Origin of the sequence: Pseudoalteromonas sp. 68 DY56-GL68 (genome assembly GCF_041414825.1) — a bacterium.
Taxonomy (GTDB): Bacteria; Pseudomonadota; Gammaproteobacteria; order Enterobacterales; family Alteromonadaceae; genus Pseudoalteromonas.
This window is the reverse complement of record NZ_JAOCZL010000024.1, coordinates 75466-101895: the sequence shown is the minus strand read 5'-3', so window position 1 is coordinate 101895 and position 26430 is coordinate 75466. Positions and strand designations below refer to the sequence as shown.

The following is a 26430-nucleotide window of genomic DNA, read 5'->3' as shown; positions in this document are numbered from 1 at the left end:
CCATGAAGTATAGCCACGTATTATTCGATGCCGATGAAACCCTATTCAGTTTTAATGCATTTGAAGGGTTAAAGGTGATGTTCGCCAATTATGGCGTAGAATTTACTGATGCAGACTATCAGCATTACCAAGCCACTAATAAACCTCTTTGGGTTGCCTATCAAAAGCATGAGATCACTGCCAGTGAGCTACAAATAACACGTTTTACCCAGTGGGCTAACAAGCTCAATATTCCCGCTAAAACTCTTAACGATGGCTTTTTAGATGCGATGGCATCAATTTGTGTGCCACTGCCTGGTGCTGTTGAGTTGTTGGCAAAGTTAAAGCCGCATGCAAAGCTGGGGATTATTACTAATGGCTTTGCAAAATTACAGCAAAAACGCCTAGAGCATACCGGTTTACAAGATATGTTTGATTGGCTCGTTATTTCAGAGTTAGTAGGTAAAGCAAAGCCTGCTCCTGAAATTTTTCAGCACACGTTTCAATTAATGGGTAATCCGCCAAAAGAGCAAATCTTAATGGTTGGTGATACAGCGGCCAGCGATATTTTAGGCGGTTATAATGTGGGTATCGATACTTGCTGGTTGCAACACCCAGGTGTTCTATTACCTGAAGATATTAAACCAACTTATCAAATCAACCAGTTAGTAGAGCTTGAGGTTATTCTTGGATTATAAGCAAGGCAAAAAAAATGACGCTAAAAGCGTCATTTTTTATAACTGTAATATGCTTGCGATTAAGCTGTCGCTACTTCTAGGCCAGGTGCAGGCATAGTCACTGGGGTCTCAAATGTTGCCCACTCCCATGCTGACTCAGTTGCCATAATTTTACGAAGTAGTTTATTGTTTAAATCATGGCCTGATTTATAAGCCGTGATTTTACCTAGAATGTTGTGGCCAGTCATAAACATGTCGCCGACACAGTCTAAGATTTTGTGTTTAACAAACTCATCGCTATAACGTAAGCCGTTTGGATTTAGTACTTTAAAGTCATCCAAAACAACTGCGTTATCCATGCTACCACCTAATGCTAGGTTATTAGCATGCATATACTCGATATCTTTCATAAAGCCAAAAGTACGTGCGCGGCTGATTTCTTCAGTGAAGCTCTGCGTAGTAATATCTAAACCGATACGTTGGCGGCTTTCATTGATCGCTGGGTGATCAAACGCAATTTCAAAGTCGATGTGAAAACCATCATAGGGTTCTATTTCAGCCCACTTATCGCCTTCTTCAATACGTACTTTTTCTTTAATACGAATAAAGCGCTTAGCTGCATTTACTTCTTTAATGCCGCCTTTTTGTAACAAGTAGATGAATGGTAATGCACTACCATCCATAATCGGCACTTCTGAGCTATCTAATTCAACAATTAGATTATCAATCCCCATTGCCGCAACGGCAGCAATAAGGTGCTCAGTCGTTGATAAGCGAACACCATCTTTATTTGTTAAACAGGTACACAATTGCGTATCGCCAACGGCTTCAGGTGTTGTTTCAAAATCAACAACCGGGTCAAGGTCCACACGACGAAATACAATCCCAGTATTTGCGCTCGCAGGTCGGAGAGTAATAGTGACCTTCTCACCTTTATGAAGTCCAATTCCTATGGCTTTGACTACTTCTGCAATCGTACGCTGTTTAATCATAGGTTCGCTCACTTATAGTTACAGTTAGACGGCGGATTGTATCATAAATACACTCAACTGCCAAATTTGTTTACTTTTCAGGCAAAATACCGTAAAAAAATCTTAGTCAGCTTGTTTTCTCAAAAACGCTGGAATGTCGAAATAATCGCCACCCTCTGACTTATCAGACTTTTTACTGCTTTCAGTATTACTTGATACTGAACTACTTGCTGTACTTTGCTTCACAGATTCTTGCTTATCAACACTTGCTGACACGCTTACATCATCGCTACTACCTTGGCTTGCAAAGCTTGGCACGTACATGCTGCTAGTAGATTGGCTTGTTGTGCTTTGCACATCTGAACCCGATGCTTTTTTAAAGCCATTATCAACAATACCAAACTGTGGACGACGCTCGCCACCTAAACCAGTTGCAACGACAGTAACGCGTAACTCATCACTCATTTCAGGGTCAATTACCGCACCGACAACCACCGTTGCGTTTTCTGACGCAAGCGCTTTAACGTGATTACCAACAATCTCAAACTCTTCAATCGCAATATCCATACCTGCTGTGATATTAACTAGAATGCCTTTAGCACCTGTTAAATCGACATCTTCAAGTAATGGGCTTGAAATAGCGGCTTCAGCTGCTTCTTGCGCACGATCAGGACCAGACGCTGACGCAGTTCCCATCATCGCAGTCCCCATCGCTGACATAACAGTACGTACGTCGGCGAAATCCACGTTGATTAGACCAGAGCGTGTGATTAATTCTGCAATACCTTGAACCGCACCAAATAACACGTCATTTGCTTTTGCGAAGGCATCTAATAGTGTAGTGCCTTTGCCTAAAACTTTAAGCAATTTATTGTTCGGAATTGTAATAAGTGAATCAACAGTTTCTGACAATTCATTAATACCTTGTTCAGCCGCTGCGGCACGCTTTTTACCTTCAAAGTCAAACGGGCGTGTTACTACTGCAACAGTTAAGATCCCTAACTCTTTAGCAATTTTAGCAACCACAGGAGCCGCACCGGTACCAGTACCACCGCCCATGCCCGCTGCGATAAATACCATGTCAGCACCTTCAAGGCTTGCACGGATTGTTTCAGCATCTTCTTCCGCTGAATTACGACCCACTTCAGGGTTGGCTCCAGCACCTAAACCAGAAGTGATTTGTGTACCTAGCTGTACAGTGACATCTGCTGATGAATTACGCAGTGCTTGTGCATCCGTATTCGCTGCAATGAAGCGTACACCTTCAATTTGTTGTTTTACCATGTGCTCGACAGCGTTACCGCCGCCACCGCCCACGCCAATTACTTTAATGACAGCTTCTTCGCTGTGCTGTTCCATTATATCAAACATCTTTACTCTCCGACTTGAGTCTTAAAACTCACCTTGGAACCACTTCGTAATACGGTTCCACCAATTATTATCACCTTCTGCTTTCGACTTTTGTGCATTCATCGATTGCATTGTACGGCCGTATTGTAACAAACCAACAGCGGTTGCGTACGAAGGATCATCAACATAATCTGTCAAACCAACTATCCCAATTGGTTTGCCAATTCTTACAGGCATTTGGAAAATGTCTTCTGCCACTTCCATTGCACCTGTCATTTTTGCCGTCCCGCCAGTAATGACAAGACCGGCAGCAATTTGGTCTTCTAAACCTGAGCGGCGTATTTCTTCCATTGCCAACTCAAATAATTCTCTAAATCGTGGCTCAACTACCTCAGATAAGGTATGGCGCGACATAATACGTGCAGGTCGACCACCCACACTCGGCACTTCAATGGTGTCTTCATTGCTTGCCATTTGGCTGCTTGCACACGCATATTGTACTTTGAGTGATTCAGCATGCGATATAGGTGTTCTAAATATTTTTGCAATATCGCCAGTCACCTGATTGCCCGCAACCGGAATAACTGCTGAGTGACGAAGTGCACCATTAATATAAATGGTGATATCCATCGTTCCGCCACCGATATCCATAACAGCCACGCCCAGCTCTTTTTCATCATCTGTCAGAACGGAATAGCATGACGCTAATGCCGTAAATATCAGTTGATCAACTTCTAACCCACAGCGCTCAACACATTTTTCTATGTTTTTAGCCATGTCATTTGAGCAAGTAATGATGTGCGCACGCGCTTCCATACGTACCCCACTCATGCCTAATGGGTTTTTAATCCCTTCTTGCATATCAATGCTGTATTCTTGCGGTAACGCATGCAGCATTTTGCGTTCAGCTGAAATAGGCACTGAGCGTGCAATGTGAATCACATTCTCAATATCTTCATCTGTGACTTCAGTGTTGTTAATCGCAACCACGCCGCTTTCGTTTTGACACTGAATATGTTTACCAGAAATACCTAAATAAACAGAGCTGATACGGCAATCTGCCATTAGTTCAGCTTCATCAATAGCGCGACGAATCGATTCAGAAACAAGGTTAAGGTCGTTAACGCCACCTTTGTCCATACCATGCGAAACTTGGCTGCCAACACCCACAATGCTGAGTTTATTATCTGCGGTGATTTCACCAACGGTGGCCACTACCTTTGAGGTGCCAACGTCTAATCCAATCACTAGGTTTCTTTCTGCTGACTTAGTCATGCCTTACTCTTATTTTCTAATTGTTCCTCTTGCAGTGGCTTCCAGCTCACTGCAAGACCGGTATCGTACCGTAAATCAACAACATCAATTTGTGCATCTACACGTTGTTCCATGCGCGGATACACATCTATAAAACGTTGTACACGCTTTGCTTTTTCTTTACGCCCCAAATTAAGGCGAATGCCATTATCAAGCCACAACTGCCATGAAAAACGCTCTGAAAGCGCGAGGCTTGTTAGCTCTAAATTATTCACTTTTAGCATCGCTTTAAATTGACCAAATGCCGTCCATGCTTCTATCTCACTCCCCTCAGGGCCATAGAGCTTGGGTAATGTGCTTGGTAATTTATCACTGCTTGCTTGAAACACTTCACCAGACTGATTTAACAATAAATCATCATTCCAATGTGCAACCGCTTCATGCTCAACCACATACACTTGAATGGTGTCTGGCCACTGCTTTCTGACCGATGCAGTCGCCACCCAAGGCAAACTTTGTACTAAGCGTTGCACATGTTTAACATCCAATTCAAAAAAACTCGATAAGTCGGCTTTTTTTATTGCGCTAATAATTGCCTTTTCATCTGTATACTTAGGCTCACCTTGTACAGCTAAATGCTTTATTTGCGCATCTTTATTTTCGACCAACCAATCTGACACACCGGTAGTGATTTTAACCAAACTAAAAATCACGATGAGAAAAAAGCTCACGCCAAAGATCAACGACCAATTGAGCCGCTGCTTTAACTGTTGTGCTTTTTCTAAAAAGTGATGCATATTAAAGGGTTTGCTCCAAAATGCGAACAACTAATTGCTCAAAACTCGCTCCGTTGGCTTTTGCTGCCATTGGTACCAATGATTTTTCAGTCATGCCAGGAACTGTATTGACTTCGAGTAAGTAAAAATTACCTTGCTCATCGCGCATCGCATCGACACGTCCCCAACCGCTGGCCCCGACTAAATCAAATGCTTTTAATGCCATATCTTGCAACAGTTCAGTTTCTTGCACAGATATATCCGCAGGGCAATGATACTGAGTTGTACTTGACTGATACTTAGCTTGATAGTCATAAAAACCATTTGGCGTGGTCATTTCAATGACCGGCTGAACATCGTGTCCAAGCACAGCAACGGTAAACTCACGCCCCGAGATCCACTGCTCAACAAGCACTTGACTATCAAACTTAAATGCAGCGTTGAGCGCAGTATCTAGTTGCTCTGCGTTACTCGCCTCAGCCATACCAATGCTTGAGCCTTCATGTGACGGCTTAACCATCACTTTGCCAAATTCATTAATAATTGCTTGGCTATCAAACTCATAGCGGCTATCAACAACAGCATAAGGAGCGGTACTTAAGCCCATTGCTTTAAACAAGTGTTTACAGCGTACTTTATCCATCGCCAGTGCTGAGCCTAAAACATCACTACCGGTATAAGGAATCCCCATAAATTCAAGAGCACCTTGAATAGTACCGTCTTCACCACCGCGACCATGTAGAGCAATGAACACACGTTCAATGTTTAGCTCTTTTAATTGCCACAAAGGCTGATCTTTTGGATCAAAAGCAATGGCATCAACGCCCACACTTTGCAAAGCATTCAATACAGCTTGGCCTGATTTTAGAGAAACTTCTCGTTCAGCAGATGTGCCGCCAAAAAGCACTGCTACTTTGCCAAATTTGTCGCTTAACTGGCTCATACATTTACCTGCTTCAGTTGTTCAATAGATAAGTTAGTAGCCGCGAGCGTCTTAACTAACTGACCAATGTTACCAGCACCTTGAGTTAATACTAAATCGTTATCTTGCAGAAGGTTAGCAAGAACGCCTGCAAGCTCAGAGCTATTGGCAACATGAATAGGCTCTTTGCCTCGTTGACGCAAACTACGACATAAACTCTTACTATCGGCTCCGACTATTGGCTCTTCACCTGCTGAATACACATCAAGTAATAAAAGTTGATCGACATCTGCCAATACTTTCACGAAATCTTCATACAAGTCACGTGTACGGCTATAGCGGTGAGGCTGATAAACCATCACTAAACGCTTATCAGGCCAACCTTCGCGCACTGCCGCAATGGTTGCTGCAACTTCTGATGGATGATGACCATAGTCGTCCACCAACATGACATTACCACGTTCATTATCAAAAGTGCCGTAATGCTGAAAACGACGACCCACTCCTTCAAACTGCGCAAGCGCCTCTAAAATCGCTTGGTTAGCAATATGCTGATCTTTGGCAACAGCAATAGCCGCTGTTGCATTTAAAGCGTTGTGTTTACCAGGCATATTTAAAGTTACAGGTAAGCTTTCACCTTGTTTATTCACAACATCGAACGAGCATGTGTTAGCTGTTTGACTGAAGTTAAGCATTCTATAATCTGCATCCGTTGACTCACCATAGGTGATCACTGGGCGGCCAAAACGTGGAATAAGCTCAGCAGCAACGTCTGAATCGATACACACAACGGCGAGACCGTAAAATGGCAGGTTGTGGATGAAATCGACATAGGTATCTTTCATCTTCTCTAAGCTGCCACCATAGGTATCCATGTGATCTTCTTCAACATTCGTGATCACCGATACCATAGGTTGTAAATGCAAAAATGATGCATCACTTTCATCGGCTTCTGCAATCAAGAAATCACTCTTACCGACTTTGGCATTACTACCTGCGCTATTTAAAAGACCACCAATTATAAAGGTTGGATCAAGACCTGCTTGCGCATAAATACTCGCGATTAAGCTGGTTGTAGTTGTTTTACCGTGTGTTCCTGCCACAGCAATACCGTGGCGAAAACGCATTAGTTCAGCAAGCATTTCTGCACGGCGAACAATAGGGATACGCGCTGCTCTAGCCGCTTTAATTTCGGGATTTTGCTCATTGATTGCACTTGATACCACCACAACGCTGGCATCTTTTACATTGTTTTCATCATGGCCAATAAACACTTCTGCGCCAACATGAATTAGGCGCTCAGTCATTGCACTGTGCGCAATATCAGAGCCGGTAATACGGTAACCTTCAAAAGCAAGTACTTCGGCAATACCACCCATCCCTGCACCACCAATTCCAACAAAGTGGATGGTGTCGATACGACGCATCGCAGGGCGCGTGTTGTTTTCTTTCATCATGCTTTCTTTCACTACGAATCTCTTCTATCTACTAGCTGCTCACAGCGGTTTGCAACCTTGGCTGTGGCATCTAAAATAGCAAGCTGTTTTGCTTTGCTTGCCATTATGGAAATTTTTTCTGGTGCAATTAAGTACGGTGTCAACAAATCCACCACCGCCTCTTTAGAAAACGCGTTTTGTTGCATCATCAGTGCAGCATCTGAGTTAACTAAATAAGCAGCATTAGCAGTTTGATGGTCATCCACTGCATGTGGGAACGGCACAAATAATGCCATTCGACCTGCTGCGGCAATCTCACTAACCGTTAATGCACCAGCACGGCAAATTACCAAATCGGCCCATTGATACGCACTATCCATATCATCAATAAACTCAGCCACTTTCGTATTTTCAGCAAGACCTAGTTGTTGATAGTCTACCGTGACTTTTTGTTCATTATTTTTTCCGGTTTGGTGCCATATATTAAGCGTTGTTTGCGCTGAAAGTGCACTGAATACAGCAGGTAAAGTGCGATTAAGCACCTGCGCTCCCAACGATCCCCCCACAACTAATATATTAATGGGTGTGCTTGTTTGTTTGGCACTGACTTGAGCAACACTTGCCCTTACTGGATTACCGACTACCTCGCACTGCCCCTTAGCAAATGCTGAAGGAAAAGCCGCTAATACTTTACTGGCAAACTTAGCTAACCAACGATTACTCATACCAGCGACTGCATTTTGCTCATGAATCACTAACGGGATACCTAAGCTTTTCGCTGCAATCCCTGTTGGTCCTGTCACATAACCGCCCATTGCAAGTACCACATCAGGGCGTTGTGCTTTTAGAATTTTACGCGCTTGAAAAATCGCATTCATCACCATAAATGGTGCTTTAATTAGCCGTTTAATACCATTGCCTCGCACCCCTTTGACATCGATAAAATCAATTTCAATATTGTGCTTAGGGACCACAGTTGCTTCCATTCGATCAGGTGTACCAATCCAGCTAACCTGCCAGCCTTGCTGTTTGAGAAAGTCAGCCACTGCAATGCCTGGAAAAATATGTCCACCAGTACCACCGGCAACAACAAGTAATTTTTTACTCATCGCTTACCTCCTGAAGTCGCTTGCTTGGTCGCCATTTTAGTTTCAAAGTCAATACGTAAAAGTACACCTGTGGCTATCGTCATTACTAATAAGCTTGAACCACCATAAGAAATAAATGGCAGTGTTAAGCCTTTGGTTGGCAAAATACCGGCACTCGCGCCGACATTCACCATGGTTTGAAAAGCAAACCAAATACCTATCGCAAACGCAAAATAGCCTTCATACTCTTTTCCGCATTTAAGTGCCTTTTGACCAATTAATAATGCTCTGAATACCAAAACAGCCAACACACATAAAATACTCATAACCCCAAAAAAGCCGAGTTCTTCGCCAATTACAGCAAAAATAAAGTCATTATGTGCTTCTGGTAGGTACTGCAATTTTTGTACACTGTTACCCAAACCTTGCCCAAACCAGCCCCCTTGGCTATATGCCATTAGCGACTGCACGAGTTGATATCCTTTACCAAACGGGTCTTCCCATGGCTCTAAAAAGCCTACAACACGTGCCATACGATAAGGTTCAGCAATGATCAATCCGACAACGGCAGCAACGCCTGTTAAAATCAATACAAAAAACTGCCATAGCTTCGCACCGGCTAAAAATAATAGGCCCACCGTCGTAACAAATAGTACAACCACGGTACCCAAGTCAGGTTGTAATAAAATTAATAAAGCATATGCACCAAATACCACCATAGGCTTTGCGAAGCCTTTTAAGTTTTCTTGCACTTCTTCTCGCTTACGAACCAAGTAGCCAGCGATGTAACTAAAAAAGTATAACTTAGCCGCTTCTGCAACCTGAAAACCCACTGGCCCAATCGGGATCCAGCGTTTTGCACCATTCACTTCGCGACCCACAACAAGAACTAATAAAAGCAAAGCAAGGCCTAGTAATAACAAATAGGGATTACTTCGTTTCCACCAATCCATAGGTACATTGGTTGTGATCCAAAATAAGATAAACCCCATAACAAGGAACATCGCATGGCGAATAATAATATGGTAAGGGTCGTCAAATAACCTTTCAGCGGTAGGCATCGAAGCACTGGTTACCATGACAAAACCAACACCAATCAGCATTATCATGCAATACAATAAGGGGACATCATAAAGCTGTGCGGACTGTTTAGGTGTTAATGCGTCACGGATATCTGCAAATGCAATCATACTGCCTCCGCCAATACGCATTGCGTAAAGTCATCACCGCGTTGCATGTAGTTGTTATACATATCAATACTCGCACAAGCTGGCGCTAAAAGTACGATATCACCATCAACACTTAGTTTTTTCGCTAGCTGCACAGCTTCATGCATATTCGTGGTTAAATGACCTTTATCACTCAGTGCTACGAGTGCTTTGGCGTCTTTACCAAAACATACTAAGGCTTTGACTTTGTTGGTTAGATACGGTTTTAGAGCATCTAAATCAGCCCCTTTCGCATCACCACCTGCAATAACAACTAACTGTTTTGCTTGGTCAGCTAGGCTTTCAATGGCTGCGATAGTTGCGCCGACATTGGTCGCCTTTGAATCATTAAAATACTTTACACCCTTAATTTCAGCAACAAACTGACAACGGTGCGCAAGTCCTATAAATGCGCCGAATGCTTGCTCATAATGTGCTACTGTTATGTCAAAAGGACTTAGCAATGCCATTACAGCTAAGGCATTTTGTTGATTATGCGAGCCCACTACTTTCAAACTGCTTGCAGGTAACACGGGCTTCCCATGAGCTGCAAAATAGTGCTCACCTTGATGTTCAATCAGTGCATAGTCTGCATGCGCGAGAGCAAAGCTTACTTGTGGCTGCTTTGCTGTGTGCGTTGCCACATCAATAGCATTGACGACAGCAAGCTCTGATCCGTTATAAATACTTTGTTTTGAATCTATATAAGCTTGGTAGCTTGAATAACGATCTAAATGATCTTCGCTCACATTAAGTACGCAAGCGCTTTTGGCTTTTAAGCTGTGCGTAGTATCAAGTTGAAAACTCGACAGCTCAAGTACATACACATCGTAGTCTTGCGACAGTAAATCAAGCACCGCAGTGCCAATGTTACCGCCAAGGCCTACTTTATAACCGGCAGCTTTAAGCACTTCAAACGCTAATGTAACAACGGTCGACTTACCATTTGAGCCCGTCACTGCCACAATGGGTTTATTTGTTAGGCGCGCGAACAACTCAACATCACCAATCACTTCAACACCAGCATCAATTGCGTTTGCGACAGCCGGTGTCGCTAAGCTTAAACCTGGACTGATGATAATAATGTCATTGCTGCTCAGCTGTGCATTATTTAAATCACCAAAGTGAGTCGTTAACTCACGAGCATGCTCGCTTAACCAATCTGCACCCGGTGGCGCTGTGCGGCTATCAACAACAATTGGCTTTATATTCTGAGATAATAAAAAACGCACAATGCCCAGACCGGTTACACCGAGTCCGAGCACTGTAATTTTTTTATTTTTTATCTCGTTAATAACTGTCATTTACCTGATCTTCAATGTAGCAAGGCCAGCAAGAACTAGCACAATTGAAATAATCCAAAAGCGCACAATTACGCGCGGCTCAGGCCAACCTTTCAACTCATAGTGATGATGAATGGGTGCCATTCTAAAAATACGTTGGCCGCGTAATTTGTAAGAGCCTACCTGTAAAATCACTGATAAGGCTTCCATTACAAATACACCACCCATAATAATTAAAATAAGTTCTTGTCGAACGAGTACCGCAATAATGCCAAGTGCTCCGCCCAGCGCTAATGAGCCAACATCGCCCATAAATACTTGCGCTGGGTAAGTGTTAAACCATAAAAAACCAAGGCCTGCACCAACAATCGCGGTACATACCACAACCAGCTCACTTGCCAGTGGTAAATGAGGAATATGTAAGTAGCTTGAGAAATTCACATTGCCGGTGAGGTAAGCAATAATAGCAAGTGCCGAAGCCACTAAAATAGTAGGTACAATTGCTAAACCATCAAGGCCGTCTGTCAGGTTTACTGCATTCGATGTGCCGACGATTACAAAGTAAGTCATGACGATATAAAACAAGCCTAGCTGCGGCAATACATCTTTAAAAAACGGCACAACCAAAGACGTTTCACTTGCTTGCTGCGATGTAAAATACAACGCACTAGCCACGACTAAAGCAATGACTGACTGCCAAAAATACTTCCATTTAGCAATCAGTCCTTTTGGATCCTTACGAATAACCTTGCGGTAATCATCAATAAAGCCAACGATACCTAATGACCCCACAACAAATAAAGTTGCCCAAACATACTTATTAGATAAGTCAGCCCACAGCAATGTGCTGGTAAAAATAGCACCTAGAATCAAAATGCCACCCATGGTTGGCGTGCCTTTTTTCGACAGGTGAGACTCTGGTCCATCATGACGAACGACTTGACCAATTTGCATCTTTTGCAAGCCACGGATTAATATTGGACCAAAATAAAGTGATATAAGTAATGCTGTTAAAATACCTAAAATCGCGCGCAGCGTTAGGTACGAAAAAACATTAAAACCACTGTAATATTGTGTTAAATACTCTGCCAGCCAAACTAACATGACGATACTCCATTGTTGCCATTTTGCTGGCTATTAACTAAATCTGCGACGACTAGTTCCATACGAGAACTACGTGACCCTTTTACAACTATCGTGGTTTTTTGCTGAGACTGAGCAAGCACACTCTGCAATTGTTGTAGTAATTGTTCGCGGCTTGAGAAGTGGCGGTTTGGCTTTTCAAATACATCACTGGCTGACTTGCTCAATACGCCTAAGCTGTATAGCTCATCAATCCCTTTTTGCTGTGCGTACTCGCCGACTTGTTGATGATAAAAACGCGCTTCTTCGCCAAGCTCGCCCATATCACCTAGTGCAAAAATGCGACGACCTGGCATATCACTTAATAAATCAATCGCCGCCTTTACAGACTGTACATTGGCATTATAAGTGTCATCAATCACAGTCAGCGTGTCAGAGACTTTGAGTACATTCACACGACCTTTAACTTCACCCATGGTTGCCAGTGCCGATGCAATGCTTTCTAGGCTTACGCCAAGCTCAGTCGTTAAGGCTGTGGCAATCAGTGCGTTGGCAATATTGTGCTTACCAGGTAGGGCAAGGATGACAGGTACTTTTTTATCTTGATTACACAGCATAAAAGATGCGCGAGCCTGTTCATCAAGCACCACATCTTCTGCCCAATAATCTAATTGCTTGCTAGTAGAAAAGCGTTTTACGTTGCGATCATTTAGTTTGGCGAGCCAAAAATCAGCAAAATCGCTGTCACAGTTAACCACGGCTACACCATCTGGCTTTAAGCCATCATAGATTTCGCCCTTTGCTGTTGCTACACCTTGTAATGAGCCAAAACCTTCTAAGTGAGAAGCTGCTACATTACACACCACGGCAACATCGGGTTTAGTCATTGCAACGGTGTAAGCAATCTCACCAATGTGATTCGCGCCCAATTCAATCACCGCATATTCATGCTGTGGTTCAAGGCGTAATAAAGTCAGTGGCACACCAATGTCATTATTAAAGTTGCCTTTCGTCGAAAGCACTTCGCCGTGCCCTGACAAAATTGCCGCACACATTTCTTTTACGGTTGTCTTACCAACACTGCCCGTAATCGCAATAGTTTTAGGTGCAACTTGCGCCATAACGGCTGAGCCAATTTCACCTAGCGCAATGCGTGTATCAGTGACCACAAACTGCACAATATCGACATTAACAGGGTGTGCCACTATCACGGCAATCGCCCCTTTTTCTTTGGCTTGTGCTATAAATTTGTGGCCATCAAAGTTTGGTCCTTGAAGCGCTAAAAACACGTCACCCTCACAGAGAGTACGCGTATCTGTATTTATATTTTTAACTTGTTGATTACCACCTTGGTAATCGGTTGCTAGAACGTTTGCTAGCCAATCAAAATCCATAGGGATCATAACTGCGCCCCTTGCGATTTTTCTTTTAATTGTTGTTGTACATATTGACGATCACAAAAATCGATACGTTGCTCGCCAATAATTTGATAATCTTCGTGGCCTTTACCTGCAATAAGAATGACATCATCAGCACTGGCTTGTTCTATTGCGTAGCTGATTGCGCGAGCGCGATCTGCTTCACTGTGAGCTTGCTCTGGATGTTCAAGCCCAGCAATAACATCAGCAATAATCTCGTTAGGATCTTCACTGCGAGGATTATCGCTGGTGATAATAATACGGTCTGCATTCCCTTCTGCAGCTTTTGCCATCATTGGGCGTTTGCCTTTATCGCGGTCACCGCCGCAACCAAATACACAACTCACGCCACCCGGAACATGTTTTTGCAATGCTTGTAATGCAAGTGCCAGCGCATCAGGAGTGTGAGCGTAATCTACAATACAGGTTGGTTGGCCTGGCGCACTAAATGCCTGCATACGCCCTGCAACAGGTTGCAAAGTACTACACGCATCAGCTAATAATTTAAGTGGATACCCTAAGCCAAGAAGCGTTGCGAGTGCAGCAGCCAAGTTATAAAGATTGAATTCACCAAATAAAGCGCATGTAATATATGCATCGCCCCAACTGGTTTCGAACTTAGCGGCAATACCTGTGTTGTCATAGGTTACTTCACTGAAATAGACAAAACGTGCGTTTTCAGGTGTTAAGTTTTTATGTCCATAACAAACAAGGTTATTAAAGTCGTATTTTTCTAACCACAACTCAACTTGCGCATCATCTTGATTCAGTACGACAAGTTCAGGATTATGGTCACGCATTAACATCAGTTTAGCGTCACCATATGCTTCCATTGAGCCATGATAGTCTAAATGATCCCGTGAAAGATTAGTAAATACTGCCGTCTTAAACTGGCAATGATCAACACGTTGTTGAACTAAGCCATGGGATGAAACTTCCATTGCCACAATGTCAGTATGCTGTTGTTCTAATTCAGATAGAATACGCTGTAAGTCAACACTTGAAGGCGTAGTATTCATCAGTGGCGTTAAGTTATCAGGGTGACCATAACCTAGAGTGCCGATGACCGCAGCTGACTTATGACACTGCTGCGCTAAATGCGCAATCATAGCTGTGGTTGTTGACTTACCATTGGTGCCCGTGACACCCACTAATTCAAGTTGTTTAGAAGGTTGGCCATAAAAAGCAGCGGCCAAAGCAGGTAATTTCTTAGCTAAATCAGTAATTAAAAAAAGTGGTTCAAAATGGCTCTCAAACTGACATAAACGGTCTGCAATGATTGCCACAGCACCATTTTCAATAGCTTTATCAATAAATTGGCCACCATCAAGTTGGTGCCCTTTAATTGCGACAAATACATCGCCTGGTTTTACGTCTCGGCTATCAAGACGAAGTTGATTCACCAATAAGGTATTGGCTTCAACATCAATATGATTAAGAATCGGTTTTAAATCACGCATCGTTATCTTTGCCTTCTACGTACGCAACCGCATCTTTGTCCGGTGCGACGTTTAAAATTCTTAAGGCATTGGAGACAATCTCTGCAAACGCAGGGCCTGCCGTCGCACCGCCATAATACACATCTCCACCGGGTTCATTAATCATTACTACAACAGCTAAACGAGGGTTACTGGCCGGTGCGACACCTGCAAAGTAACCGACATATTCGTCACCATAGCCACCCACAGCAGCTTTTTTAGAGGTTCCCGTTTTACCCGCAGCACGATAGCCATCAACTTTAACGCTTCTAGCCGTACCATCTTTTTCAAATACGCTCTCCATCATGTGAACTACGGCCTCAACGTCTTTTTGTTGAAAGACACGCTCACCCTCAGGAATTGAATCTTGCTTTAAAACTGTTAACGGACGCATTACACCACCCGAGCCAAGCATGGCGTAGAAACGGGCCATTTGTGCTGTGCTCACCGCGAGGTTATAGCCAAATGAAAGCGCTGCTATCTCGTGATCTGACCAACGTCGATTAGGGTAAAATAAGCCGCTACTTTCGCCGACCATGCCTGTTCCACTGTCGCTTCCGAAACCTACTTTTTGATAAAGACCAACAAAATAGTCTTTCGGTACGGTTTGGCTCACTTTTGTAACACCCATATTACTTGAATACTTCAAAATTTCTCTTAAAGTCATTTCACCATGGTTTCGTGTATCTTGTACTAAGCTGCCACCTACGCGCATCCAGCCTGGGTAAGTATCAATGATGTCATCCGGTTGGATCGAGCCGTAGTCTAAACCAGCTAAAATGGCTAGCGGCTTAACAGTTGAGCCTGGCTCAAATAAATCTGTAATAGCACGGTTACGACGCTTATGAGGTGCTGCATCGTTAAGGTTATTAGGGTTAAACGAAGGGCTGTTAACCATCGCTAACACTTCGCCTGTTTTTACATCGACGACCATCGCTGATCCTGAGGTTGCTTTATATGTCAGCACTGCCGACTTAACAGCCTTATAGGCGATTGCCTGAATACGTTGATCAATACTAAGCTGTATATTTTCAGGTTCAACACGCTCACGCTCATCAAGTACTTCCACTTCACGACCTTGCGCATCTTTACGAATAGTACGTTGCCCTTCGACACCTGTAAGTTGTTTTTCGTAAAGTTTTTCAATGCCTTCAATACCGTGACCATCAATGTTAGTAAAACCAATAACATGCGCTGTCACTTCACCGGCAGGGTAATAGCGTTTTGATTCATCAAGTAAATGGATACCAGGTAAACGTAAATCACCAATATAATTTGCTACAGCGGGAGTCACTTGACGCTTTAAATAAACAAAGCGGCGTTTAGGGTTATCGCGCAGGCGTGCATTAATTTTCTTTGGCTCAATACGAAGCACATCAGCCAACTCTCGCCAACGTAAATCGTGGTTATAGTACGTGGCAATACGTTTATTGAGCTCATTGATGTTTTCAGCAAGGGCATTTTGGTCTTCACCATTTTTACGGGCTTGGCGAAGTACTTTGCTTACTAAAGATTTATGAAGTGCTTTTGGATCTGCATAAACACTAACAACAGGAACACTAACGGCAAGCTCTTTACCATTGCGATCGAAAATCATGCCCCGTTGTACATGTTGTTTTTCAACCCGCACTGTGCGTTTATCACTTTCTGAACGGGCTTTATCAGGCTCAATCACTTGTAAATAGGCAGCACGAGCAACTAACGTCATAAAGACGAGTAGAACAACTGAACACACGAGCGTAAAACGCCATGTGATCAAGGTATTTGTTGGCTTTTTCCCTCTGCTTCTCATTGCAGTACTACCACCTGTTCATCTTGGCTAGTTGGCCTTTTCATTTCAAGCTGCATGGTCGCAACTTCTTCGATGCGCGCATGCTGTGAGTAAAACTCTTCTTCTACCAACAAGTAGCGCCACTCTAAATCGAGTTCATCACGCTCTTGCAATAATTTATCCTGCTCAATTAACTGTTGACGCGCTAAGTGTGTCACTTGAACAACACCCAAGCTCGATGCAAGGATCACAACCAACAAGGCCAAGGTCAGCTTATTAGCTCCTAGGCCTTTAAAAATTTCTTTAAATAAGTTTGGTTGGCGATGCGTCGCTTTTGCTTTCATTACAATCTCTGCGCAACCCTTAGTACCGAACTACGCGAACGAGGATTCATTTCAATCTCCGTTTTGCTAGGCTTAATGGCTTTACCCACTGCCTTTAACGTCAGGTTTTTATTTATTTGTGCGTCCGTTAAAGGCAGACCTCTGGGTATCGCCTCTCCCTTACTCTGTTTTTTAATAAACTGCTTAACAATGCGATCTTCTAACGAGTGGAACGAGATAACGACTAAACGCCCACCTGGTTTTAAAACGTCAACAGCGGCTTGCAGTGCAGTTTGAATTTCTTCAAGTTCACTGTTGATATAAATACGGATCGCTTGGAATGTGCGTGTTGCAGGGTGCTTATGTTTATCTTTTACGGGGACTGCTTCATCGACCAAATCAGCAAGCTGCTTGGTGCTAGTAATCGCAGTGTGCTCACGAGTCTCAATAATTTTATGAGCAATACGGCGACCAAATTTTTCTTCGCCATAGGTTTTGATCACATGAGTGATGTCTTCAAGTTCAGCTTCCGCTAGCCATTGTGCCGCGCTGCGACCACTGGTTGGATCCATACGCATATCAAGCGGGCCATCTTTCATAAAACTAAAGCCGCGCTCAGCATCATCTAGCTGTGGTGAAGAAACACCGATATCTAACAAAATACCATCAACCTTGCCGATTAAATTGTTGTCTTCAGCAACCGTTTTTAAGTTTGAAAAACGGGTATGGGCAATTGAAAATCGCGTATCGTCGGCAAATTTTTCGGCGGCTTTAATCGCTTGCGGATCTTGATCGATTGCTTGTAAGCGACCTTGTTCACTTAAACGCGCAAGAATTTGACCTGAATGTCCACCGCGACCAAATGTGCCATCCATGTAAATGCCTTCGGGTTTAATATCCAAAGCATCTATGGTTTCGTCCATCAGTACAGAGACATGTTCAAATTGCGCTGTCATTAGCTATTTTTTGCCTTTTTATTATTGTGGTTAGAGTGAAAAGTTATCGAACTCAGGATTTGCCTCAAAATCACCTAGGCGTTCAATTTCAGTATCTTGGCGCATTTGCTCATGCCAACGATCTTCATCCCAAATTTCAAACTTATTCATCAAGCCAACCAACATGATTTTTTTTCCAAGTTCTGCATGAGCCCGTAACGACGGCGCCAGCAAGATTCGGCCATTTTTATCTAGTTGATACTCTGTAGCATTACCGAGCAACATTCGTTGCATACGGCGTGCACGTGGATTCATGTTAGAGATCTTTAATAATCGCGATTCAATTTCTAACCATTCAGCTAATGGATACAACCACAAACAAGGTTCATTTAAAGCAACAGTGCAAATAACCGTGCCCTGATCTTCAGACAAAATCGCATCTCGGTACTTGGTTGGTACCGCAAAGCGTCCTTTATCATCCAAACTCAGAGAGCTCGCACCCCGAAACATAGCTTGCCTTAAAATTAAGTTGTTAATCGCTGACGATTATTTCTGATCCAATTTGATCCACTAAAAACCACTTTTTACCACAGTGCTCCAGTTTAGGGCTTGACAAGCCATTTTGTCAAGTAAGCTGATCATCATACTCGCCTTCTAAAGCCAGAAAAAATAAGGGCTCAAGCAAAGCTACTGAATTAAGTGGGAAAAAGTGGTAAACAAAGAAAAAATTTTTTTTACCTATTTTATTGGGTAAAAATGATGAATGAATGAGCAGTGAATAGTTACACTATTTCTACCGCACTGTAATTTTTACTCAGTTACCCTGCAAGAGTTACGAGAAAACAACGCTAAAACAAAAACCATTCAATTCGAAAAACCATAAACCATTAAAACTTAAGGATATTTATATTTGGTATGAAGGTTGCGACATATAAACTACCAACTAATGGCAATATTTAAGGAATGATTATGACTACCGCAACGACAAAATCGAACTCAACTGCAACAAGCAACAGCAATGTAGATCCGAAAGCGGCTCAAGTTGAAGCGCCATTCACAGACAAAGCAACTGAAGCAGCACATCACGCTGTGGATGCTTTATCGACTCGTGCAGCCAGTGCCGAGCACAGTGTTCGCCAAGGTGCGTCGAGCTCTGCTAAAACGCTTTCTGAAAAACAAGCTGTAGCGCGTGCTAAATTTAATGAATATAGCGGCAAAACACGTCAGCTTGCCTCAGAAAACCCACTTGCAACAGCAGGTATTGCGTTTGCAGCGGGTATGCTAGTAACTGCACTTATTCGCCGTAAGTAATTGTTATGCAATCTTCTCAACCTACAGATGAGAAAACGCAAGATGCCACTGATCAGAAATCAAACGCTGATCAGTGGCAAGATCATCTTGCCAAACTCTCAGACTACTCTAAGCAGCTATACGTCGATTACCGAAAACAAGCGGGTATATGTAAAGAATTAGCAGCCGCTGAGTGGCGTTTATCAACACGCTCGTTGGCACTCACTATTATTATGCTGGTTTGTTTTGCAGGTGGTTTAGTGCTGTTATGGGCTGGTTTACTTGCCACAATCGGCATTGGCATATTCACCCTAAGTCAATCGCTAATATTATCAGCGATCTCATTAATCGCTTTGCAATTACTTTGTTTAGCATGGCTTTGGAAAAATATAGGTTATGTCAGCAGCAAGATTGGGTTTGATAAATCAGTACGTAGTTTTAAACAGCTTCTTAATATTGATAAGGATGAATCATGATTATTGATTATTTTATTAATAAGCCTCAAAAAAATGTACGCTCACTTAGCGAACAAATGGATTTAGCTGATGAATTAAAGCGTCAACATCATCAAGCTTTTAATTATCGTTTAAAACGCTTTGCAGTAAGCAAAGCCGGTATCGCAAGCGCTTTTACCGCAGGGATGGGTTATCAAGCAATGAAAAGTGATGAACCATCGAAAGGTCCGGTTAAACAAGTAACTCAGTTTGCTTGGTTGCTAAGATTACTATAATCATGATTTATATCATCTAAATCTGTTTTGCTACTTCTCATTTTCACTTTATGCTATTAACTTAAAGCTATTATGGCTAATAGGATAGGTTACTGTGAAAAAACGGATTGTGTTAACAGGTGGACCAGGTGGTGGTAAAACAACGGCAATTGATTTATTACGACGTGAATTTTCAAATCAAATTGTAGTTGTTCCTGAATCTGCAACCATGCTGTTCAGTGGTGGGATAGAGCGTAATGATTCACCTAGCCTAATCAAAGCACAACAACAAGCAATTTATAATCTCCAGAAGCACCTTGAACATATCCAACGCACCAAACATCCAGACCGTTTAATGCTTTGCGATCGTGGCAGTTTAGATGGGCTCGCCTATTGGCCCGATAACCCTGATGAGTTTTTCGTATATCTGAACACCGATTTAAACACTGAGCTCGCGCAATATGACGCTGTTATATTTTTCGAAACCGCAGCTAAATCAGGTCAAAGCATCCACTCGAATAACCCTGTCAGAAATGAATCAGACAACCAAGCAATTATACTTGACGACAAACTTCAAGCCGTTTGGTCGCAACACCCAAATTTTAATTTAGTGAAAAGTTCAGAGTCATTTATTCAAAAGGTGATGTTTGGCATCAACACCATTCAAGACGTAATGAGAGGTTATCAATAGCAGCTAAAATAGCTGCTATTGCGTGCCGTAATTAGCCACGATTATGTGCTCGGTTGTAATCTATTTCAGGCCCTTTTGGCACAACTTGGGTTGGGTTAATCATGGTGTGGCTAAAATAGTAATGACGTTTTATATGATAAAAATCAACGGTCTTACTCACACCTTCAATTTGATATAACTCACGCAAATAGTTGCTGATCGCCGGATAGCTCTCGATAGTACGCAAATTACATTTAAAATGCCCCACATACACACTGTCGAAGCGAATTAAAGTGGTGAATAAACGCCAATCAGCTTCTGTCAGTGCCTCACCCACTAAATAACGATTAGCAGTTAAACGTTGCTCAATTTTATCTAAAGCGGCAAAAAGATCATCAAAGGCTTCTGTGTAAGCGTCTTGCGTCGTTGCAAAGCCCGCACGATACACGCCGTTATTAATGTTGTGATAAACAAACTCATTAACTTCATCAATTTCAGAGCGTAGCGACTGTGGATAAAAGTCGCGTTCATTACCTGTAAGAGTATTAAACGCAATATTGAACATACGAATAATTTCAGCAGACTCATTACTGACAATACGCTGCGTTTTTTTATCCCAAAGCACAGGAACCGTCACACGGCCTGAATAATCGGCTTTGTTACGCGTATAAATTTGATGCATAAAGTCGCTATTGAAAAGTGCATCACCGGTGCTGTGATTGTCTTTATCAAACGTCCAGCCGTGCTCTAGCATATCAGGGCTTACAACCGACACACTGATATAATCTTCCAGGCCTTTTAAATGGCGAAAAATCAAAGTGCGATGCGCCCAAGGACAGGCTAAAGAGACATAAAGGTGGTAGCGATCTTTTTCTGCTTTAAAGCCAGCATCACCACTTGGTCCTGCACTGCCATCTGCGGTGATCCAGTTACGTAACTGGGCTGCCTCTCGCTTAAATTCACCTTGGTTGTTGTCTGTGTCGTACCATTTATCTTGCCATTGGCCGTTTACTAGTAATCCCACAATAACCTCCTATAGTGTGCCAAATTTACCTTGTTGATAGTCTTGTACTGCCTGATGTAATTCTGCTTGAGTCGTCATTACAAACGGGCCCATGTGAGCGATTGGTTGCTTAAGTGGCGAGCCTGCAAGTATCAAAACCCCCGCACCGGTTTGCGAGTTAAATTCAATGTCACTGCCAGGTTCTAAAATCAGTAAGCTTCCCGCTTTAACTGGACCGCCTTGTTCAGTATGAATTTCTCCGGTATGGATATAAATCATCACCTTAGTTTGTGTAAGCGGTGCATGGTAAAACTGCGTACCAGCGGGTAAAGTCACATCAGCAAGCATGCCGTCAGCTGCGAGATCTTGTAGGCTAGATACCTGCTCTTCACCAGCAAATTGCCAGCTTCCTGCCAACGCTTTAAGCTCAACATCCTGCTCATTTTGAGTCGTTGGCGCTGGCGCTTCAGTGGTATCTTGATATCGTGGTGCTCTGAGTTTTTCTGCACTTGGCATATTGAGCCAAATCTGAAAGCCGTGCATGCCTTCTTTGGCATCTGCTAATGGCATTTCACTGTGAATGACACCAAAACCTGTACTCATCCACTGCACATCGCCAGCTCGAATGGCTTTTTTGTTACCCATTTGATCTTGGTGCTCAAAACCACCTTTAATAATATACGTAAAAGTTTCAATACCACGATGGGGATGCGCGGGAAACCCACCCATAAAATCACTGTGATCATCTGACTTAAGTTCATCGATCATTAAAAAAGGATCTAAATACTTGCCATCAAAGCCCGGAATACGGCTGATGTTTACACCATCACCATCTTGTGTGGCATGGCTATTTAACTGTTGAATCACTTTCATAACTTTACTCCCGTAAATTGTATGAAATGATTGTAGGCGCTAATTTAACTAACAACCATGCGTAAAAGTCGCGCCAATCATTCTATTTATGAGAATGCTCATTTTGCTGCTTAGTTAACCTATCAGCTACAGTTGCTCCGCGCTCGCCAACTTCTTTTACTGGCCCTACAGTACTATCAATCAGTGTTTGTTGCTCTGTACTGGCATTAATCGCCGCCCCAAAAATAATGATATAAGCACTGATATAAAGCCACATCAGCATGATCACTACACCACCTAACGAGCCATACGTCTCGTTGTAGCTTGCAAATTGTGAGACATAATATGAAAAGCCAATGGATGCGACGATCCACAGTAACGTGGCAAGTATTGAGCCTGGGGTGATCCAACGCCATTTTGCAGGAGTGCGATGAGGTGCGTACCGATATAAAAATGCTAAAGCGCAGTTAAAAATAATGGCTAATAGTGGCCAAGTAATAAGCTTAATCATTAAATCAATAAGCTCTGTTAGACCAACTAAGTTTAGTACTATGGGTAAAATACCAATGATCAACAACGCCACCAGCGCAACAACAATCGCGCCCAGTGAAAATAGAAAACGTACCAGTAACGCCACAAAGAACTGTCGTTTGTTATATTGATGATAGGTAATGTTACAAGCTGTAATGAGTGCTTGGCAGCCTTTGCTACTACTCCAAACAGTCAATAACAAAGTACCTATTGCACTCATACTTAATACTTTTTGCGACTGCTGTGTCACCTCACTGACTTGCATCAGAATAATATCGCGACTACTGGTTGGTAAGATGGCAATTACTTTATCAAGTTGATCATGAATGTCGGTTGGTGAAGCAAAATAAGCATAAACAGACACTATCGCAGCCAAAGCGGGAAAAATAGCCAATAGCGCATAAAATGCAACACCAGCCGCCACAAAAGATAAATTATCTTGTGATAAATTATGGTAAACCCGCTTGCTAATATCCCACCAACCTCGCATTGGAATTTCCACCGGCGAGTGAGCCTGAAAACCGCGATTGTCTTTAGTCATATGTGACCTAAAAAATTGCTTCGATAACTGCATAAAGGTGCAAACAACTTGCCAGTCGTAATGGCGCCTAATTTGCATTGAACTAAGCTTATAAGAGTAAAGCAATTATCCATGGAGCGGTGCAATGAGCTATTATTTAATTATTAAAAATCAATTAGCTAACTTGCTAGTATCGAATACACCTGTAGTACCAAAGGCGGTCAACGATAGTTTATCTTGGCAAGATTTAAACTCACAAGTTACGCAGTTTTTACACACTGCATGGCAAATGTTACCAGCTCTGACACTCGGTATTATAGCGATTATTATTTGTTACTTATTAGCTCGCCCTTTATCGTATTTATTAATAAAACCACTTGGTTTTGTAAGTGAAAGCAAGCTATTACATGTAGTAACACGGCGTTTTTTTAGCATCATTATCATCTTATTTGGTGTGTACTTATTTTTGCGTCTTGCAGGGCTCACCAGTTTTGCCGTGGCGATTATGAGCGGAACTGGCTTAGTCGGACTTATTTTAGGTTTTGCTTTTCGAGATATTGCCGAAAACTTTATCTCAAGTATGCTGCTCAGTGTGCAGCGCCCGTTTCGTATTGATGATGTTATCGAGGTGGATGGTCGCTTAGGGGTAGTTAAAAAGGTTACGGCTCGCGCTACTACTTTGGTTGATTTTGATGGCAACCACATTCAAATTCCCAATGCGACCGTGTATAAAAACGTGATTAAAAACCTCACTGCCAACCCCAAAATGCGAGGCCATTTTACTGTTGGTATTGGTTACGATAATGACATTCGCTATGCCCAACAATTAGCAATGAAGGTGGTTAATCAAAACCCTGCTGTTATTAATGATCCACCAAGTCAGATCTTAATTGAATCGCTTGGCTCTGCCACTCTCAACTTAACAATATATTTTTGGGTAAATAGCAGCGAACATAGCACTGTTAAAGTCGCCTCACAATTAATGCGAGAGCTGGTCAATACTTACTTAGCCGAGCAAATAAGCATGCCTGATGATGCCCGCGAGCGAATTATTTTAAATAGCGATAACGATCAACCAAGCAATACCGAAAGTGCGCCTATAAAAACAACAAAATCACTCGACGACCATAGCCTTGATGACGTTAGCAGTGATGCCGATGATATTCGCGAACAGGCAGATCAATCTCGCGACCCTGAACAGGGGAGTAATATAATTTAATCGTTTTCCTTATGAATTTTTACATCAAATAAACCAATAATGAAATTGGTAGATGTATACATTATTACGAACCTAAAGTAATTTTGATTATCTGTTTACTTTTGTAATTCTCTTTAAGTTACGATAAAAAGAAGCAACTGAAACACACTATTAAAATAATCTCAGTGATTTAGGTATCGTTATGACAATAGATAGACGTAGTTTTTTAAAATCTGCCGCAGCCATTACCGCCGCGACAGTCGTGACTGGCTGTGCGAAAAGCCAACAAGGTGATAATCAAAGCACACCACTTGCCGCACAAGGTAAAAGCGTTATGGGCTTAGCTGTGCCAGCAATGGATGTGGTACGTGTTGGCTTTATTGGGGTTGGTCAACGTGGTAGCGGCCATGTAAAACACCTTTGCCATATTGAGGGTGTTGAAATTAAAGCTATTTGCGATACAGATAAGCTGATGCTTGATAAGTCTGTTAACTATGTTGTTGAAAAAGGCCTACCGAAACCAACTGCCTATACGGGTTCTGATAAAGCCTATTTAGACATGCTTGCTCGCGATGACATCGACATTGTGATCATTTCAACGCCTTGGCGTTGGCACACACCAATGAGTGTCGAGACCATGGAAAGTGGCAAACATGCCTTTGTTGAAGTACCTGCTGCAACCACGATGGAAGAGTGTTGGCAACTAGTAAATACCGCAGAGCGCACGCAAAAGAACTGCATGATGATGGAAAACGTTAACTACGGTCGTGACGAGTTAATGGTTTTAAACATGGTTCGTAAAGGCGTATTTGGTGAGTTACTACACGGTGAAGCCGCTTATATTCATGACCTGCGTTGGCAAATGAAAGAAATTGACCGCAGTACTGGCTCGTGGCGTACTTATTGGCATACAAAAGTAAACGGTAACTTATACCCAACCCATGGTTTAGGCCCTGTATCTCAGTATATGAATATCAACCGAGGGGATCGCTTTGACTTTGTTACATCAGTCAGTTCACCAGCACTTGGACGCGCCGCCTATGCAGAGCGTGAATTCCCTGCAGGCCACGAACGTCGTTCACTTAAATTTACTGCTGGCGACATGAACACCAGCATCATTAAAACAGTGAAAGGTCGTAGCATCATGGTTCAGCACGACACCACAAGCCCACGCCCGTACAGCCGCCATAACCTAATTCAAGGTACTAATGGCACATTTGCCGGTTTCCCCAATCGTATTGCCCTTGAAGATGTGCCACCAGCGATTGCAAAAATTTATCAACAGCAGTATGAAGCAGAGCTCGCAGCGTGGGAAAAAGCGGGTTCACAAGGTCGTAAGCCACATTTGCAAAACTTCCATAGCTGGGATCGAGATATGGAAAAATGGCGTGCTGAGTTTGATCATCCACTGTGGAAACACATGGGTGAAGAAGCTGTTCGTAATGGCGGCCACGGCGGTATGGACTTCATTATGCTTTGGCGCATGATCTACTGTTTACGTAATAATGAACCACTCGATCAAGATGTATACGACGCCGCAGCATGGTCATCAATCTTCCCGCAAAGTATGGCATCGGTTGCAGATAGAAGTAACAGTAAAACGATTCCAGACTTTACCCGTGGCGCATGGCAAACAGGCAAGCCTCTGGGGATTGTGTCTTAATACACCTTTACTAAAATATAAAGCCCGCAGCGTATGCTGCGA

At 42.7% G+C, this 26430-nt stretch carries 26 protein-coding genes; 7 read left to right on the top strand and 19 right to left on the bottom strand.

Annotation, left to right across the window (positions count from 1 at the left end):
- Positions 1-2 precede the first annotated feature (2 nt).
- Positions 3-677 (top strand): pyrimidine 5'-nucleotidase, encoded by a 675-nt coding sequence (gene yjjG, locus NYF15_RS19690; RefSeq protein ID WP_371354428.1) that lies wholly within the window; start codon positions 3-5, stop codon positions 675-677.
- A 59-nt stretch (positions 678-736) separates the two neighbouring features.
- On the opposite strand, the gene lpxC is transcribed toward yjjG, so the two are convergent.
- From lpxC to mraZ, 16 genes are all read right to left on the bottom strand, one after another.
- On the bottom strand, positions 737-1648 hold the full coding sequence (gene lpxC, locus NYF15_RS19685) for a UDP-3-O-acyl-N-acetylglucosamine deacetylase (RefSeq protein WP_062568624.1): 912 nt from the start codon (positions 1646-1648) through the stop codon (positions 737-739).
- Between the two features lie 102 nt (positions 1649-1750).
- The gene (gene ftsZ / locus NYF15_RS19680; RefSeq protein WP_130149402.1) at positions 1751-2998 is read right to left on the bottom strand and encodes a cell division protein FtsZ; all 1248 of its coding nucleotides are present in this window, start codon (positions 2996-2998) and stop codon (positions 1751-1753) included.
- A 21-nt stretch (positions 2999-3019) separates the two neighbouring features.
- Positions 3020-4252 (bottom strand): cell division protein FtsA, encoded by a 1233-nt coding sequence (ftsA, locus tag NYF15_RS19675; protein WP_062568622.1) that lies wholly within the window; start codon positions 4250-4252, stop codon positions 3020-3022.
- Positions 4249-5028: a cell division protein FtsQ/DivIB gene (locus NYF15_RS19670; protein WP_130149401.1), complete on the bottom strand. Its 780-nt coding sequence runs from the start codon at positions 5026-5028 to the stop codon at positions 4249-4251. The genes ftsA and NYF15_RS19670 overlap by 4 nt, the downstream gene beginning before the upstream one ends.
- Before the next feature lies 1 nt (position 5029).
- Positions 5030-5950: a D-alanine--D-alanine ligase gene (locus NYF15_RS19665; protein ID WP_130149400.1), complete on the bottom strand. Its 921-nt coding sequence runs from the start codon at positions 5948-5950 to the stop codon at positions 5030-5032.
- Positions 5947-7383 carry a UDP-N-acetylmuramate--L-alanine ligase gene (gene murC, locus NYF15_RS19660; RefSeq protein ID WP_371354518.1) on the bottom strand — a complete coding sequence of 479 codons (1437 nt, stop codon included), beginning with the start codon at positions 7381-7383 and terminating at the stop codon, positions 5947-5949. The genes NYF15_RS19665 and murC overlap by 4 nt, the downstream gene beginning before the upstream one ends.
- 14 nt (positions 7384-7397) lie before the next feature.
- Entirely contained in the window at positions 7398-8474 is a 1077-nt protein-coding gene (gene murG, locus NYF15_RS19655; protein ID WP_371354427.1) for an undecaprenyldiphospho-muramoylpentapeptide beta-N-acetylglucosaminyltransferase, read from the bottom strand.
- Complete coding sequence (gene ftsW / locus NYF15_RS19650) at positions 8471-9643, bottom strand: cell division protein FtsW (RefSeq protein ID WP_062568617.1); 1173 nt, start codon at positions 9641-9643, stop codon at positions 8471-8473. The genes murG and ftsW overlap by 4 nt, the downstream gene beginning before the upstream one ends.
- Complete coding sequence (gene murD / locus NYF15_RS19645) at positions 9640-10965, bottom strand: UDP-N-acetylmuramoyl-L-alanine--D-glutamate ligase (protein WP_371354426.1); 1326 nt, start codon at positions 10963-10965, stop codon at positions 9640-9642. Before murD ends, ftsW begins: the two co-directional genes overlap by 4 nt.
- Positions 10966-12048: a phospho-N-acetylmuramoyl-pentapeptide-transferase gene (mraY, locus tag NYF15_RS19640; protein ID WP_193987822.1), complete on the bottom strand. Its 1083-nt coding sequence runs from the start codon at positions 12046-12048 to the stop codon at positions 10966-10968.
- Positions 12042-13430 carry a UDP-N-acetylmuramoyl-tripeptide--D-alanyl-D-alanine ligase gene (gene murF / locus NYF15_RS19635; protein WP_371354425.1) on the bottom strand — a complete coding sequence of 463 codons (1389 nt, stop codon included), beginning with the start codon at positions 13428-13430 and terminating at the stop codon, positions 12042-12044. The genes mraY and murF overlap by 7 nt, the downstream gene beginning before the upstream one ends.
- Positions 13427-14905, bottom strand: coding sequence for a UDP-N-acetylmuramoyl-L-alanyl-D-glutamate--2,6-diaminopimelate ligase (gene murE / locus NYF15_RS19630; protein ID WP_371354424.1), 1479 nt, complete (start codon positions 14903-14905; stop codon positions 13427-13429). The genes murF and murE overlap by 4 nt, the downstream gene beginning before the upstream one ends.
- Positions 14898-16715, bottom strand: coding sequence for a penicillin-binding transpeptidase domain-containing protein (locus NYF15_RS19625; RefSeq protein ID WP_371354423.1), 1818 nt, complete (start codon positions 16713-16715; stop codon positions 14898-14900). The genes murE and NYF15_RS19625 overlap by 8 nt, the downstream gene beginning before the upstream one ends.
- Positions 16712-17038, bottom strand: a complete 327-nt coding sequence (ftsL, locus tag NYF15_RS19620) for a cell division protein FtsL (protein ID WP_130149393.1) — start codon at positions 17036-17038, stop codon at positions 16712-16714. Before ftsL ends, NYF15_RS19625 begins: the two co-directional genes overlap by 4 nt.
- Positions 17038-17973: a 16S rRNA (cytosine(1402)-N(4))-methyltransferase RsmH gene (gene rsmH / locus NYF15_RS19615; RefSeq protein ID WP_371354422.1), complete on the bottom strand. Its 936-nt coding sequence runs from the start codon at positions 17971-17973 to the stop codon at positions 17038-17040. The genes ftsL and rsmH overlap by 1 nt, the downstream gene beginning before the upstream one ends.
- Before the next feature lie 30 nt (positions 17974-18003).
- On the bottom strand, positions 18004-18462 hold the full coding sequence (gene mraZ / locus NYF15_RS19610; RefSeq protein ID WP_036971213.1) for a division/cell wall cluster transcriptional repressor MraZ: 459 nt from the start codon (positions 18460-18462) through the stop codon (positions 18004-18006).
- Positions 18463-18921: 459 nt separating this feature from the next.
- Here mraZ and NYF15_RS19605 point away from each other — a divergent pair, with 459 nt between their 5' ends.
- The 4 genes from NYF15_RS19605 (at position 18922) to NYF15_RS19590 (ending at position 20642) form a co-directional block, all read left to right on the top strand.
- A complete protein-coding gene (locus tag NYF15_RS19605; protein ID WP_130149392.1) occupies positions 18922-19263 on the top strand; it encodes a DUF883 domain-containing protein in 342 nt (113 codons plus the stop codon).
- 5 nt (positions 19264-19268) lie between these two features.
- A complete protein-coding gene (locus NYF15_RS19600) occupies positions 19269-19718 on the top strand; it encodes a hypothetical protein (protein ID WP_130149391.1) in 450 nt (149 codons plus the stop codon).
- On the top strand, positions 19715-19972 hold the full coding sequence (locus NYF15_RS19595) for a hypothetical protein (protein ID WP_062568607.1): 258 nt from the start codon (positions 19715-19717) through the stop codon (positions 19970-19972). Before NYF15_RS19600 ends, NYF15_RS19595 begins: the two co-directional genes overlap by 4 nt.
- A 94-nt stretch (positions 19973-20066) precedes the next feature.
- Positions 20067-20642, top strand: coding sequence for an AAA family ATPase (locus NYF15_RS19590; RefSeq protein ID WP_371354421.1), 576 nt, complete (start codon positions 20067-20069; stop codon positions 20640-20642).
- Positions 20643-20673: 31 nt separating this feature from the next.
- Here the strand turns inward: NYF15_RS19590 and NYF15_RS19585 are convergent, their stop codons facing one another.
- From NYF15_RS19585 to NYF15_RS19575, 3 genes are all read right to left on the bottom strand, one after another.
- Positions 20674-21645 (bottom strand): glutathione S-transferase family protein, encoded by a 972-nt coding sequence (locus NYF15_RS19585; protein WP_371354420.1) that lies wholly within the window; start codon positions 21643-21645, stop codon positions 20674-20676.
- Between the two features lie 9 nt (positions 21646-21654).
- Positions 21655-22497, bottom strand: a complete 843-nt coding sequence (locus NYF15_RS19580) for a pirin family protein (RefSeq protein WP_371354419.1) — start codon at positions 22495-22497, stop codon at positions 21655-21657.
- A gap of 82 nt (positions 22498-22579) precedes the next feature.
- Positions 22580-23548 carry a YihY/virulence factor BrkB family protein gene (locus tag NYF15_RS19575; RefSeq protein WP_130149387.1) on the bottom strand — a complete coding sequence of 323 codons (969 nt, stop codon included), beginning with the start codon at positions 23546-23548 and terminating at the stop codon, positions 22580-22582.
- 124 nt (positions 23549-23672) lie between these two features.
- On the opposite strand from NYF15_RS19575, the gene NYF15_RS19570 reads away from it, so the two are divergent.
- Positions 23673-24746 carry a mechanosensitive ion channel family protein gene (locus NYF15_RS19570; protein ID WP_371354418.1) on the top strand — a complete coding sequence of 358 codons (1074 nt, stop codon included), beginning with the start codon at positions 23673-23675 and terminating at the stop codon, positions 24744-24746.
- Between the two features lie 181 nt (positions 24747-24927).
- Positions 24928-26388 carry a Gfo/Idh/MocA family protein gene (locus NYF15_RS19565; protein ID WP_371354417.1) on the top strand — a complete coding sequence of 487 codons (1461 nt, stop codon included), beginning with the start codon at positions 24928-24930 and terminating at the stop codon, positions 26386-26388.
- Positions 26389-26430 lie beyond the last annotated feature (42 nt).